Origin of the sequence: Sphingobium xanthum, assembly GCF_019737615.1 — a bacterium.
GTDB classification, from domain to species: Bacteria; Pseudomonadota; Alphaproteobacteria; order Sphingomonadales; family Sphingomonadaceae; genus Sphingobium; species Sphingobium xanthum.
In genome coordinates, this window is the sequence record NZ_JAHKKS010000001.1 from 419,423 (window position 1) to 432,562 (window position 13,140).

12 protein-coding genes are annotated in these 13,140 nt (G+C 65.6%); 7 read left to right on the forward strand and 5 right to left on the reverse strand.

Features of this window, described 5'->3' with window-relative positions:
• The first annotated feature begins 173 nt into the window (after window positions 1-173).
• Genes KM135_RS02045 through KM135_RS02055 form a run of 3 tightly spaced genes read left to right on the forward strand, consistent with a single transcriptional unit; the run spans window position 174 to window position 3,606 of the window.
• Window positions 174-1,274 (forward strand): NAD(P)-dependent alcohol dehydrogenase, encoded by a 1,101-nt coding sequence (locus KM135_RS02045; protein WP_221712227.1) that lies wholly within the window; start codon window positions 174-176, stop codon window positions 1,272-1,274.
• A complete protein-coding gene (locus KM135_RS02050) occupies window positions 1,271-2,119 on the forward strand; it encodes an alpha/beta hydrolase (RefSeq protein ID WP_221712228.1) in 849 nt (282 codons plus the stop codon). Before KM135_RS02045 ends, KM135_RS02050 begins: the two co-directional genes overlap by 4 nt.
• Before the next feature lie 32 nt (window positions 2,120-2,151).
• On the forward strand, window positions 2,152-3,606 hold the full coding sequence (locus tag KM135_RS02055) for a carotenoid oxygenase family protein (protein ID WP_221712229.1): 1,455 nt from the start codon (window positions 2,152-2,154) through the stop codon (window positions 3,604-3,606).
• A gap of 126 nt (window positions 3,607-3,732) precedes the next feature.
• Here KM135_RS02055 and KM135_RS02060 read toward each other — a convergent pair whose 3' ends face one another.
• The 5 genes from KM135_RS02060 to KM135_RS02080 form a co-directional block, all read right to left on the reverse strand.
• Entirely contained in the window at window positions 3,733-4,116 is a 384-nt protein-coding gene (locus KM135_RS02060) for a nuclear transport factor 2 family protein (protein ID WP_221712230.1), read from the reverse strand.
• Window positions 4,117-5,469, reverse strand: coding sequence for an MFS transporter (locus KM135_RS02065; RefSeq protein WP_221712231.1), 1,353 nt, complete (start codon window positions 5,467-5,469; stop codon window positions 4,117-4,119).
• Between the two features lie 147 nt (window positions 5,470-5,616).
• On the reverse strand, window positions 5,617-7,260 hold the full coding sequence (locus tag KM135_RS02070; RefSeq protein WP_221712232.1) for a GMC family oxidoreductase: 1,644 nt from the start codon (window positions 7,258-7,260) through the stop codon (window positions 5,617-5,619).
• Between the two features lie 3 nt (window positions 7,261-7,263).
• Window positions 7,264-7,644: a nuclear transport factor 2 family protein gene (locus KM135_RS02075; RefSeq protein WP_221712233.1), complete on the reverse strand. Its 381-nt coding sequence runs from the start codon at window positions 7,642-7,644 to the stop codon at window positions 7,264-7,266.
• A gap of 94 nt (window positions 7,645-7,738) precedes the next feature.
• Window positions 7,739-9,466, reverse strand: coding sequence for a GMC family oxidoreductase (locus KM135_RS02080; protein ID WP_343228134.1), 1,728 nt, complete (start codon window positions 9,464-9,466; stop codon window positions 7,739-7,741).
• A gap of 57 nt (window positions 9,467-9,523) precedes the next feature.
• Here KM135_RS02080 and KM135_RS02085 point away from each other — a divergent pair, with 57 nt between their 5' ends.
• Genes KM135_RS02085 through KM135_RS02100 form a run of 4 tightly spaced genes read left to right on the forward strand, consistent with a single transcriptional unit; the run spans window position 9,524 to window position 13,140 of the window.
• Complete coding sequence (locus KM135_RS02085) at window positions 9,524-11,023, forward strand: aldehyde dehydrogenase family protein (protein ID WP_221712235.1); 1,500 nt, start codon at window positions 9,524-9,526, stop codon at window positions 11,021-11,023.
• Window positions 11,024-11,049: 26 nt separating this feature from the next.
• A complete protein-coding gene (locus tag KM135_RS02090) occupies window positions 11,050-11,565 on the forward strand; it encodes a MarR family winged helix-turn-helix transcriptional regulator (protein WP_221712236.1) in 516 nt (171 codons plus the stop codon).
• Window positions 11,562-12,365: a nuclear transport factor 2 family protein gene (locus KM135_RS02095; protein ID WP_221712237.1), complete on the forward strand. Its 804-nt coding sequence runs from the start codon at window positions 11,562-11,564 to the stop codon at window positions 12,363-12,365. The genes KM135_RS02090 and KM135_RS02095 overlap by 4 nt, the downstream gene beginning before the upstream one ends.
• Before the next feature lie 43 nt (window positions 12,366-12,408).
• Complete coding sequence (locus tag KM135_RS02100; protein ID WP_221712238.1) at window positions 12,409-13,140, forward strand: extensin-like domain-containing protein; 732 nt, start codon at window positions 12,409-12,411, stop codon at window positions 13,138-13,140.

Consider the following 13,140-nt stretch of genomic DNA (forward strand, 5'->3'; position numbering starts at 1 on the left):
CCCGCTTCAGGGGGAGAGGGACGGACCCGCGCCGCAGGCGTGGGAGGGAGAGGGGGCTTTGCTGCGTTCGCGCCGCTGCGCCCCTCCCCCTCTCCAAGCTTCGCTAGCCGCTTGCAGCGACAAGCTGCGCTATCCTCTCCCCCTGAAGGGGGCGAGGGATTGGGAGCCCGTCCATGAAAATCACCGCTGCCGTCAGCCGCTCCAATCAGGATGCGCCCAGCCTCGAGACGCTGGAGCTGGAAGCGCCGCGTCCCGGCGAGATGCTGGTGCGCATCGTCGCGGTCGGCATCTGCCATACCGATCTGCACGAGCATCCCGGCCGTCATGCGCCGCACCCGATCGTGCTCGGCCATGAAGGCGCGGGCGTGGTCGAGGCGCTGGGCGAGGGCGTGCGCGGCTTTGCGGTGGGCGACCATGTCGTCCTTTCCGGCAGCTCGTGTGGTGCCTGCCCGAGCTGTATTGCGGGGCGGCCGACCTATTGCGATCTCGCCATGCCGATGAGCTTCGGCGGCAAGCGTCTGGACGGATCGGTTGCGTTGTCGTGCGGCGACGAGAAGATCCACTCGCACTTCTTCGGCCAGTCTTCGTTCGCGAGCCATGCCATCGTGCCCGAGCGCACGGCGGTGAAGGTCGACAAGGACATCCCGCTCGACAAGCTGGCGCCGCTCGGCTGCGGCGTCATCACCGGGGCGGGCGCGATCATCGAGGCGCTGAAGGTGCGGGCGGGCCACACGGTCGCCATTCTCGGCACGGGCGGCGTCGGCCTCTCCGCGGTGATGGCCGCCAAGCTCGTCGGCGCCAAGCGCATCGTCGCGGTCGACATCAACAGGCAGCGTCTTGAGCTGGCGAAGGAGCTTGGCGCGACGGACATCATCGCGGCCGACACCGACAATGTTGCGCAGCAAATTCGCGACATCACCGGGCGCGGTGTGGATTTCAGCTTCAACTCGACGACGGTCGCGGCAGTCCACAGCATCGCGCTCGACTGCCTCGCGATGAACGGTACGGCGGGCTTCGTCTCCGCGCCACGCGGGGAATGGACGCCGCAGATGTTCGCCATGCTGGCCGGTGGCAAGCAGCTGCGCGGCATTCTCGGCGGCGATGCCAATCCGCGCACTTTCCTGCCGATGCTGATCGACTATTGGCGGCAGGGCCGTTTTCCGTTCGACCGGCTTATCGAGACCTACCGGTTCGAGGACATCGGCAAGGCCTTTCACGATTGCGAGGCGGGCACGGTCATAAAGCCCGTGCTCAAGCTTGGAGAAACAGCATGACCCCCGACATTCGCAAGCAACTGTCCGGCTTCGGCGCGGAGCTTACCCCCGGCATGCTCGGCGGCACGCAGGAAATCTACAAGGCGCTGCAGCCCGACCTGCCGCCGAGCGCGAAAGTGACGCGCGATCACCGCTACGGGCCGGACGAGCGCAATCGGCTCGACATCTTCACCAAGGATGGGCTGGAGAACGCGCCGGTGCTGGTCTTCGTCCATGGCGGCGGCTTCGTCATGGGCGACAAGACGACCGAGGGCTCGCCCTTCTATGACAATATCGGCGGCTTCGCGGTCGACGAGGGCTGGGTCGGCGTGACGATCACCTATCGCCTCGCACCGGCGAACAAATGGCCCTCGGGCGGCGAGGATGTCGCGCTCGCGGTGAACTGGCTGCGTGAGAATGTCGCCCAGTATGGCGGCAATCCGGACCGCATCTTCGTCATGGGGCAATCGGCGGGCGCAGTGCATGTCGCAGAATATGTCGCGCGGCATGATCCCAAGGTGGCCGGCGCGCTGCTCATCTCGGGCATTTACGATGTCGCTTCCGCAGCGCCGAGCGATTTCCACAAGGCCTATTATGGCGACGATGTGGCCGCCTACGGGCCGACCTCGTCGGTCGCCGCGCTGACGAGCACCAAGACGCCGCTGCTGATTGCCGTTTCGGAATATGATCCAACCGACTTCCAGCTTCAGGCGGCCGCTCTCGCGGCGCGCTACACGACGGCGAACAAGGTCTTTCCGCGGCTGCACTGGCTGGGCGGGCACAACCATCTCTCGCCGGTGCTGGAGATCGGCACGCCGGGCAGCGATCTCGAACATCTCATCATGGACTTCATCGCCACGGTCTGAGGCCGGCGGCGCATAAGGAAGGAACTTCCCTCATGGTCGAACCCATCCATTTCCCAGACGTCGAGCTCTACCGGGGCTGGGGCGAGCCGATGCGCTCCAATGTCGAGCTGCGCGGGCTGGAGCTGCTCTCGGGCGCGATCCCGGACGGCCTCGAAGGCGCGCTGTATCGCGTGGGGGCGGATCGCCAATATCCCTCGGGCCGCACCGATGACATCTTCATTGATGGCGAAGGCCAGATGCACATGTTCCGCTTCAAGGACAATCAGGTCGATTATGTCGTGAAGTGGGTGGAGACCGAACGCTACAAAAGGCAGAAAGCCGCGCGCCGGGGGCTCTTCGGGCGCTACCGCAACCGCTACACGATCGACGAGAGCGTGAAGGACGTGCATCTCGGCACGGCCAACACGACCGCCATGTTTCATGCGGGGCATCTCTATTCGCTCAAGGAGGACGATCTTCCCTATGAGATCGATCCCGACACACTGGAGACGATCGGGCGCGTGGACTTCGGCGGGTTGATCAGCTCGCAGACCTTCACGGCGCATCCGAAGGTCGACCCGATCACCAACGAGCTGCTGGCGTTCGGCTATCAGGCGAAGGGCGACGCCACGAAGGACTTCGTGTTCTACGTTTTCGACGCTGAGCGGAAGATCAAGACCGAGATCTGGTTCGAGATGCCCTATGCGGCCTGCGTCCATGATTTCGCGATCACCGATGAGTGGGTGGTGGTGCCCTTCTTCCCGCTGATCACCGATCTGGACGTGGTCAAGGCTGGCGGGCCTTATTATCAGTGGCATCCCGAAGAGCATGTCCATGTCGCGCTCGTGCCGCGCTATGGCAAGGCGGAGGATATTCGCTGGTTCAAGGGACCGGCAGGCAGCGCCGGTCACATGCTGAACGCGCATCGCGACGGCACGAAGATTCACCTGGATCTGTGCTATTATGACGGCAATTGCTTCCCGTTCTTCACGACGCCGCAGGGCGAGGAGACGGCCATGGTGCCGCCGTTCCTGACGCGCATGACCTTCGACCTCGCCAGCAATGACGACAGTTTCGAGACGAAGCGGCTGCTCAACCTGCCGTGCGAAATGCCGCGCACGGACGACCGCTATCAGGGCCGGCCCTATCGGTATGGCTATGTCATCGCCCGCGCGATGGATGGCTCCAGCGGCATGGGGAAGGTCGATACGCAGACCGGCGAGATCGACATCTGGAAGCCCGGACCGGGCGACAGCGTGCAGGAAGCGCAGTTCGTGCCCCGGACGCCCGACGCGCCGGAAGGCGATGGCTGGCTGCTGGTGCTCGTCTCGCGCGTGTCGGAAATGCGCAGCGACCTCGCCATTCTCGATGCGCAGAACCCGTCGGCTGGGCCAGTGGCGCTGCTCAAGCTGCCGGTGCGCGTGCGCGCGACCTTCCATGGCACCTGGGTGCCGGAGGAGACGCTTGAGAGCGGGCAGTATCGGATGTCGCTGGGAGCGGCGGCCTGAGCTTGGCTCCCTCTCCCCTTGGGGAGAGGGCTGGGGAGAGGGGCAACTCCCTTTCGCCCGGGGCGTATCGATGAGAGGGCGGGCCAACCCCCCTCTCCCTAACCCTCTCCCCAAGGGGAGAGGGAACTACTCCAGTCGCCGGAACCGTGCCGAGCGGATGCGAGTGAACTTGCCGTCCGCGAGATCGTAGAAGGCGAAGTTCACACTGCGCCGCATCTCGCCTTTGGTCAGCGCGCCGGTCGGGAAGTCCGGCCAGTCCTCCAGCGGGACCAGGGTGGTGCAGATCTCGGCGGCGATCATCCTGTCGTCGCCGATGAAGCTCAGCAGGTCGACGCGCTCGTCTATTCGGGCCTTCACGCCGCGGTAGAAATCGAGCACCGCCTGCTTGCCTGACAAGGTTGCGGCTTGCCCGAAGAACTGGACGTCCTCGGCATAATAGGCGCCGAAGCCCTCGAAATCATTGGCATTGAAGGCGGTCAGATAAGCCTCAAACCAGGCGCGGTCGGGCATTCAGGCCGTGACCGGCTGGGCGCTCGGTGCGGGGCGGTCGCCGCGCACAGCCGCCAGCACCAGCATCAGCAGCGCGACGCCGAGCGGGAGCAGTGAGGCCAGCGCCAAGGTCAGTTGCAGCGAGAAATGCTGCGTCAGCGCGAAGCCGCCCGCGATCGGCGCCACCACGCCGCCGACGCGCCCGGCGCCGCCGGCCCAGCCAAGCGCCGTGGAGCGCATGCGCGGCGGGTAAACGTGCGTGATCATCGTGTTGAGGCCGCCCTGGCCGCCGGTCTGGAAGAAGCTCCAGACGATCACAAGCAGGACGAAGGCGCTGGTGTGGAACGGCACCCAGGCTAGAGAGGTGAGGCAGACCGCGACCAGCACATAATAGCCGGCGAGCAGCAGGGCAGGGCGCATCCGGTCCATCAGCCAGCCGATGCAGAGCGTCCCGCCGACGCCGCCCAGATAGCCGATCAGCGCGACCTTCGCGAAATCCTGGATCGAGATATCGGCCATTTCCTGGAAGAAGGTCGGCAGCCACGCGCTGAGCAATGCCGTGTTGGTCATGCTGAGCGTGCAGGCCGCCCAGATGATCGCCGTCATGGTTAAGCGGCCTTCCGAGAAGACGTCGGTCAGCTTGGCCTTGCGGCCCTTCGCGTCGCCGCTCTCCAGCACGAAAAGCTCATCGCCGCGCAGTTCCACGCCCGGTTCGAGCCGTCGCACGGTCTTGGCGATGCTGGCGTCGGACGGGTTGCGCTCGGCGCGGAACTTCAAGGATTCCGGCACGAAGAAGAGGAGCAGCGGCACGCAGAGCAGGGGCACACCGCCGCCGATCCAGAAACCGCTCTGCCAGCCATAATCGTCGAGCAGCCAGGCGGCCACGACGCCGCTCGCGGCGCTGCCGGTCGAGAAGCCGGCGAGGGCCACGGCGACCAGGGTCGAGCGGCGTCGCTTGGGCGTGATCTCGGAAATGAGTGCCATCGCCATCGGCAGGCCCGCCGCCATGAACACGCCGGCGACGCCGCGCAGCACGGCAAGCTGGGTGAGCGTCTGCGCATAAGTGCTCGCCAGCGTGATCGTGCCGAAGATCAGGCACGCGACGACGAGCATGAACCGCCGACCGAACCGATCGGCCAGCGGCGCGATGGTGAAGGCGCCGATCGCGAGTCCGATTTGTTGGTAGACGAACACCGGCGTCATGGCCTGCGACTCCGCGCCGAAATCCCTGGCGATTGCCGGCGCGATCTTGCCGATCATGAAGATGTCGAACCCATCGATGAAGCAGACCAGCACGCAGACGAACAGGGCGATGCCCTGCGTGGCGCCGATGCGCGTGCGATCGATAAAGGCTTCGACGTCGAACTTGGTCATGGCTGGCATCCCCGGTGTGGCGCCCGTTCGCGCGGGGCTTTATCGGGCGCACTCAATCATGGAGATGATGGGGAATCAACAAAGATGTGGGATGATTGCCACGGCGAGAGGTGAGACTGGCCTTATCTGATCAGACTCCGCTTCAGATCACGCCACGGCCAGACCATTGTCCTGCTTGATCATGTCGGCAGCCTTCTCGCCGATCATGATGCAGGCGGCATTGGTATTGCCGCCCACGATGCGCGGCATGATCGCGGCGTCGGCGATGCGCAGGCCCTTGATGCCATGGACGCGCAGCCGCGCATCGACCACGGCCATGGGGTCGCTCGCGCTGCCCATGGCGCAGCTGCCGACAGGGTGCAGCGCCGTGTTGCAGGCAGTGCGCGCCCAGGCATCGATCTCGTCGGCTGTCTGCACATTGTCGCCCGGCATCACCTCGGCGCCAAGCACGTCCTTGAGCGGTTCGGTCGCGAAAATCTCGCGCAGTTGCGGGATCAGGCGGCGGAAGAAGGCTCGGTCGTTCTCGGTCGAGAGGACGTTGGAGAGGATGCGCGGCTTGTCCGTGGGGTCGGCCGAGCGAAGCTTGACCCAGCCGCGCCCCTCGGGCCGCAGCAGAACGCAGGCCATGGCGACGACATCGGGTTTGGGCTTGCGCCAGCCGGGGAACCAAGTTTGCGCGCCGATCATGGTCGGCTGGAACAGGCATTGCGCGTCGGGCCGCTCCAGCTCCGGGCGGGTCTTGATGAAGCCGTTCGCGGTCACCGGCATGTCGCCGATCATGCCGCCGCGGTTGAGCAGCCAGTGCAGGCCCGCGAGACCGGCGCGATCAAGGCGCAGGCTGTTGGTTAGCGTCACTTCGCGCTTCGCATGGAGCACCATCGCGACGGAGGGATGATCCTGCAGGTTCATGCCGACGCCGGGCAGATTGTGGACGATGTCGATGCCGTGGCTCGCGAGCTCTTCGGCAGGGCCGATGCCGGAGAGCAGCATGAGCTGCGGCGAATTATAGGCGCCGCCCGAGAGGATGATTTCCTGATTGGCCGCGATGCGCCGCATCTGGCCGGAGGAATCGCGGAACTGCACGGCGACTGCGCGGCCCTTCTCGATCTCGATCTTGGTGACCAGCGCGCCGGTCTCGACCTTGAGGTTGCGCCGGCTCATCGCGGGGATGAGGAAGCGCGCGGCGGTGCTGCCGCGCGTGCCCTCGTGAATGGTCAGGGGTGGTGGTCCCCAGCCTTCCTGGCCGCCGCCATCGCGGGCGCTGTGGAAGGTATCGCGCTCCTCATAGCCGAGCTTGCCGACCGCCTCGATGAAGCGGCGGTAGAGATCGTTGTTCTTGGGCTGCTGCTTGATCGAGAGCGGGCCGCCCTTGCCATGCCAATCGTCGGCCGGACCCCAATGGTTCTCCGACTTGCGGAAATAGGGGAGGACATCCTCATAGCTCCAGCCTTCGTTGCCGAGCTGCCGCCACTCGTCGAAATCGCGGCTATGGCCGCGCGCATAGAGCATGCCGTTGATCATGGAGGAGCCGCCAAGCACCTTGCCGCGCGGCTGGCGGATCTCGCGATCGTTCGCGAACGGCTCCGGCTCGCCCATATAGCCCCAGTTGAACTTGGGGTCGGCCATCACGAACGGGAAGAGGATCGGCATGGCGAGGCGGAGCGAGCGCTCGCGCTTGCCGGCTTCCAGCACCAGGACATTGGCGTGCGGGTCCTCGGACAGGCGCGTCGCAATGACGGCGCCCGAGGAGCCCGAGCCGATGACGATGAAATCGGGATTGGGAGATGCCAAGAGTCAGAGTTCCTTGAAACGCGCGGACTTGATGTGCGTGAACTTGCCGTCCTTGATCTTGTAGAAGACGATGCTCTCGATCGTGCGGACGTCGCCTTTCTTGGTTGGCCAGATTTCGAAGTCCGGCCAGTCGACTACTGTCCGAAAGACAGTCCGGTTGTGCATGGCCACGCCATCCGGTGCGATAATCAGATCGAGGATGGTCAGTTCCTCGTCGATATGCGCCTTCACGCCGCGATAGAAGTCGGCGATCGCCTCGCGGCCGATGATGCGCTTGCGGTCACCCAGGTTGAAGTCGACATCGTCCGCGTAGAAGCTGGAGAAGCCCTCGAAATCGTTGCGATTGAAGCAATCGATATAGCGCTCGAAATCCTCGCGGGTCATGCGGCTCTCTCCATTTCGTAAACTCCGTTCGCCCTGAGCTTGGTCTCCACAAGCCCCTCCCCTTCAGGGGAGGGGCTTATTGGTTTTTCTCCGGTCATGCGGCCTGTTCTCGCCGCCTCGGAAGCTCTGCAGCGGGCAGCACCTTGCCCTTGATGATGTCGGCCGCCTTCTCGGCGATCATGATGGTCGGCGCGTTGATGTTGCCGCCGGTCTCGTCCGGCATGACCGAGGCGTCGATGACCCGCAGGCCCTCCATGCCAATGACGCGCAACTGCGGATCGACAACGGCCATCGGTCCCGCGCCCATGCGGCAGGTGCCAAGGGGGTGGGCCGTGGTGGTGGATGTTGCGCGGATATGCTCGTCTAGCGCCGCATCGCTCTGGGCATGCGCGCCGGGGCTGATCTCCGGCCCGGTGATCTCGGCCTGCGGCGAGGTTGCGTAGATTTTGCGCGCGATGCGGATGCCCGCGCGCGCCGTTGCGAAATCGGCCGGTGCGCTGAACAGGTTGAGGCTGATGCCGATATGGTCGTCCACTTTGGGCGACTTCAGGAACACCTGCCCACGGCTTTCCGGGTGCAACAGGATTACGTCGGCGGTGAACTTGTGCTGCGGCGGCTTCTTGATGCCGGGGAACCAGAGGTGCGCGTCCAGCGTCACCGGGTTGCACCAGAGCTGGATGTCCGGCTGGGCAAGGCGTGGATCGGTGCGCAGCACCGGATTGGCGCTGTTCACTTGCCGCGCGAATGGGCCCTTGCCGGTGAAATACCAGCGCAGCACGCTCAGCGTCGCCTTGTCGAAGCGCAGCTCGTTGACGAAGGTGACGGGCTTGGCCTCGAACAGCAGGGGTATGCGCGGATGCTCCGAGAGGTTCTGGCCGACACCGGGGAGGTCATGGACCACCTCGATCCCCATGTCGCGCAGATGCTGCGCCGGGCCGATGCCCGAGAGCATGAGGAGCTGGGGCGAATTGAAGGCGCCGCCCGAGAGGATGACCTCGCGGTTCGCCCTGGCCTGGATCAGCTGTCCCTCGCGGCGATATTCGACGCCGACGGCGCGCTTGCCCTCGGTCAGAACGCGCTGCGTCATGGCGCCGGTCAGGACGGTGAGATTGGGCCGCGACATGGCGCGCTTGAGATAGGCCTCATAGGTCGAGGCGCGGCGGCCATTGCGATCGATGGTCAGCTCGACCTTGCCGACGCCTTCCTCATTGCCGTCGTGAATGTCGTCGGTCAGCGGATGGCCGGCTGCCTTGGCCGCGGCCATCAGCTCGTCATGGAGCAGCCATTTGGTCGCGTTGGGCGTGACGCTGAGTGGGCCGGAGCCGCCATGCAGTTCGGAGTCGCCGCGCCAGCTTGACTCCATCCGGCGGAAATAGGGGAGGACGTCGGCATAGCTCCAGCCCTGGCAGCCCATTTGCGCCCAGCGATCGAAGTCCGCGCTGTGGCCGCGCATGAACACCATGCCGTTGATCGAGGAGGAGCCGCCGAGCAGCCGGCCGCGCGGCAGGATGAGCTTGCGGTTGTTCATGTGCGGCTCTGGCTCGGTCCAGTAAGGCCAGGTGATCTCGGGCCGGCGCAGGGCGCGCAGGAAGCCGAGCGGCATGCGGATCAGCCAGTTATCGGCACTGCCGCCGGCTTCCAGCAGCAGCACGCGCACGGCCGCATCCTCGGTGAGGCGCGTCGCCAGCACGGCGCCCGCCGAGCCTGCGCCGACGATCACATAATCATAAGTTTCGGCGGTCAGCGTCTCTCTCCCGTTGACTTTGTCACGCCGAACTTGGCGCTTGCCAATAACTGCTGTTATTGATGAGATCGTGATGATTCAACAACTCTAAGATGTCGGGCCGTATGGCCCGCATCAGGAAAGGATGCCAGTACCATGAACGCCCCCTATAATCCCGGGCTCCTCGAGCAATTGCAGCTTCGCTACGCCAAGGGACCGGTGAAGATGCTGATCGGCGGGGCGTGGGTCGAGGCGGCGTCCGGCGAGACGTTCGAGACGCTCAATCCCTCGACGGGCGAGCTGATCGCCAATGTCGCGAGCGCGGGCGAGGTCGATGTCAACCGGGCGGTCGCGGCGGCGCGCAAGGCGTTCGAGGGTCCGTGGTCGAAGGTGAAGCCGGATGAGCGCACGCGGCTGCTGCTGAAGCTTGCCGATCTGATCGAGGCCAATGCCGAGGAACTGGCGCTGCTGGAGACGCTGGACGTGGGCCGGCCGATCCAGTTCTCGCGCATGATCGACGTGGCTGGCGCGATCGGCCAGTTGCGCTACAATGCGGGCTGGGCCAGCAAGATCGCGGGCGAGACGGCCGAGATCAGCGCGCCGGGCGAATGGCTGAGCTATGTGCTGCGCGAGCCGATCGGCGTCTGCGCGCAGATCGTCCCGTGGAATTTCCCGATGGTGATGGCGATCGGCAAGCTGGCGCCGGCGCTGGCGGCAGGCTGCACGGTCGTGCTGAAGCCAGCCGAGCAGACGCCGCTCTCGACCCTGCGCATCGGCGAGCTGGCGCTGGAAGCGGGCATTCCCGAAGGCGTGGTGAACATCGTCTCCGGTTTCGGCCGGACGGCGGGGGCGGCGCTGGCGGCACATCGCGACGTGGACAAGGTCGCCTTCACAGGCTCGACCGTGACCGGCAAGGCGATTATTGACGCCTCGAAGACCAACATGAAGCGCGTGCAGCTGGAGCTGGGCGGCAAGTCGCCGACCTACATCTTCGCGGACGCCGAGCTCTCCAAGGCGATTCCCGCGGCAGCGATGGGCATTTTCTTCAACGCCGGGCAGGTCTGCGCGGCGGGATCGCGCCTGTTCGTGCATGAGAAGGTCGCCGATCAGGTGCTGGAAGGCGTGGTCAACATGGCGAAGGGCCTGAAGGTCGGCCAGACGCTGGAAGCCGACACGATGATCGGCCCGCTCGTCAGCGCGGCGCAGCTCGAGCGCGTCACCGGTTATATCGCGTCCGGCCGGGAGGAGGGCGCCAGCATTCTCGTCGGCGGCGAGGCGATCGGCGATACGGGCTATTTCGTGCAGCCGACGGTGCTGCTCGACACCAAGCCGGACATGCGCGTGCGCAAGGAAGAGATTTTCGGGCCGGTGCTGTGCGCCATGCGCTTCGGCGACGATGATGATGTCGAGGCCCTTGCGGGGCGCGGCAACGAGACGGAATTCGGCCTGTCGGCGTCGATCTACACGCAGAACATCACGACCGCGCACAAGCTGGCGCGGCGCCTGAAAGCCGGCACGATCCGCATCAACGGATCGGGCGGCGTCGATCCGGCGCTGCCGCTGGGTGGCTTCAAGGCATCGGGCTGGGGCCGCGAAAACGGCAAGGCCGGCATCGAGGCCTATACCGAGCTCAAGGCGGTCAGCGTCGCGCTCTGATGGCCAATCGCGGGGGAAGAGAGCGGATGATGCGGGACGAGGAAGCGGCCGTCGGGCCGCTGGAGGAGGCGTGGCGTATCTTCGACGCCCGTCATCTCCCTTATCGGCTGCTGATGCTGGGCAAGATGCTGGACCGGCTCTCCGTCCAGCATGTCCGCGATCTTGCCGGCATGTCGCTCGCCGAATGGCGGGTGCTGGCGCATCTGGCCGTGATGGGCTCGAAAAGCGCGAGCGAGGTCTCGGCGGCGGCTTTGGTCGATCGGGCCGAAGTCAGCCGGGCAGTGCGCGTGCTGGAGGAAGGCGGCTTCGTCGAGCGGCTCGACAATCCACGCAATCGCAAGAGCAACCTGCTGGCACTGACGCCGGAAGGGCAAGGCATCTACGAGCGTGTACACAAGCAGCGGCGTGCTTTCTTCCAGTCGCTGACGGTGGACATGAGCAAGGACGAACTGGCCCTGCTCGACGGCCTGCTGCTGCGCATGGCGCGCCGTGCGGATCGGCTCGCGCTGGACGGCATGGCGGCGATCGACGAACTCGCATGAACTACGATGATTATATCGAGGCCTTCAATCAGGGCGACGACGCGGCGCTGGTGGAGACCTGGTTCGCGCCGGATTGCGTGATGTATTCGAGCAGCCGGGTCAGCCGGGGACGGGCGGAGCTGCTCGCTTTCCTGCACTGGGCGCATGACGGGGTGCGTGAAGTGGTGCGTCCGCGGCTGGTGCTGCAGGACGGCAACCGGCTGTTCGTCGATGTCGATATGGACTTTGTCTGCACGGCGCCGCGCCCGGACTTTCCGTTCAAGCCGCTGCTGCCGGGCGACATCATCACGGTGCGTTTCTTCGTGACCTATGCGCTGAACGCGGACGGGCTGATCCAGGAGCTCTGCTCGATGACCTGGCCGACCGATCAGGGCGTCCTCAAGGCGCCGATGCTCTCAGGTCATGCGGGCGGGCGGGCCGCCTATCAGGCCTATGCGGCGGCGTTCAGCGCCGGGGACATGGAGCGGGCCGGGCGCTATTATACGGACGATTGCACGCTGCGGCTGCCGTCCGTGCCGCCGATGGTCGGCAAGCAGGCGATCTGCGATTTCTACGGTGCGATGTTCCGCAACGTGCGCGAGCATCTGACGATCCACAGCCTCGTGATCGACGACAACGGGATCGCCGTGGATTGTACGAGCACGTTCGTCGCACAGACCGATGCACCGGACTTCGCCGTGGCGCCGCTCAGACAGGGCGAGTCGATCGCGGTGCGGGTGTTCGTGATCTATGGCCTGCGCAATGGGCAGATCGCGACGATCGACGTATCGCGGGCCGGGGAGCCGCAGCGACCGAACTGATCGCAGCGATGCAGCCAAGCGCGGTTCCGGGCGTTGCGGGAGCATGAAGCGCGTGAGGATCGTGCCTTGGCTGCGCCGGATCGTCTGGCTGCTGGTGATCGTCGCCGACGGCATGCTGGCCTTTGTGTTCTTCCGTCCGCCGCCGCAGGACCTGCCGTGGACGGAGCTCAGGCTGGGCGAGCCGATCGGCTTGTTCACGGGCCGCAAGCTCACCGCGTTGACCAGCGATCCGGCTCGCTGCATCATGCTGCTGCGCGAGACGGGACTGCGCTTCGAAGAACTGCCGCCGCGCGGGGAGGGGCAATGCCTCGCAGCGGATGCGGTGCGGATCGCGCCCCGGCAGGAAATGCTGGCGCTCGCGCCGGCCAGTGTGACGCCGTCCTGCCCGGTCGCGGCCGCGGTCGCGGTTTGGAAATGGCAGGTCGTGCAGCCTGCCGCGCAGCGCCTGTTCGGCGCATCGGTCGCCTCGATCGAGACTCTGGGTAGCCACAATTGCCGCCGGATGTATGGCCGCACGGAAGGCGCGTGGAGCGAGCATGCGACGGCGGACGCGATCGATATCAGTGCCTTCGTCCTGACCGACGGGCGGCGTATCTCCGTGCTGAAGGACTGGCCGGAGCCGGGCGAGGAAGCGATCTTCCTCAAGGAAGTGCGCGACGGCGCCTGCCGCCTGTTCGCGACGGTACTCTCACCGGACTACAACGCCCAGCATCGCGACCATCTCCATCTCGATCAGGCGGCGCGTGGCGGAATGGGCTGGCGGGCCTGTCGCTAG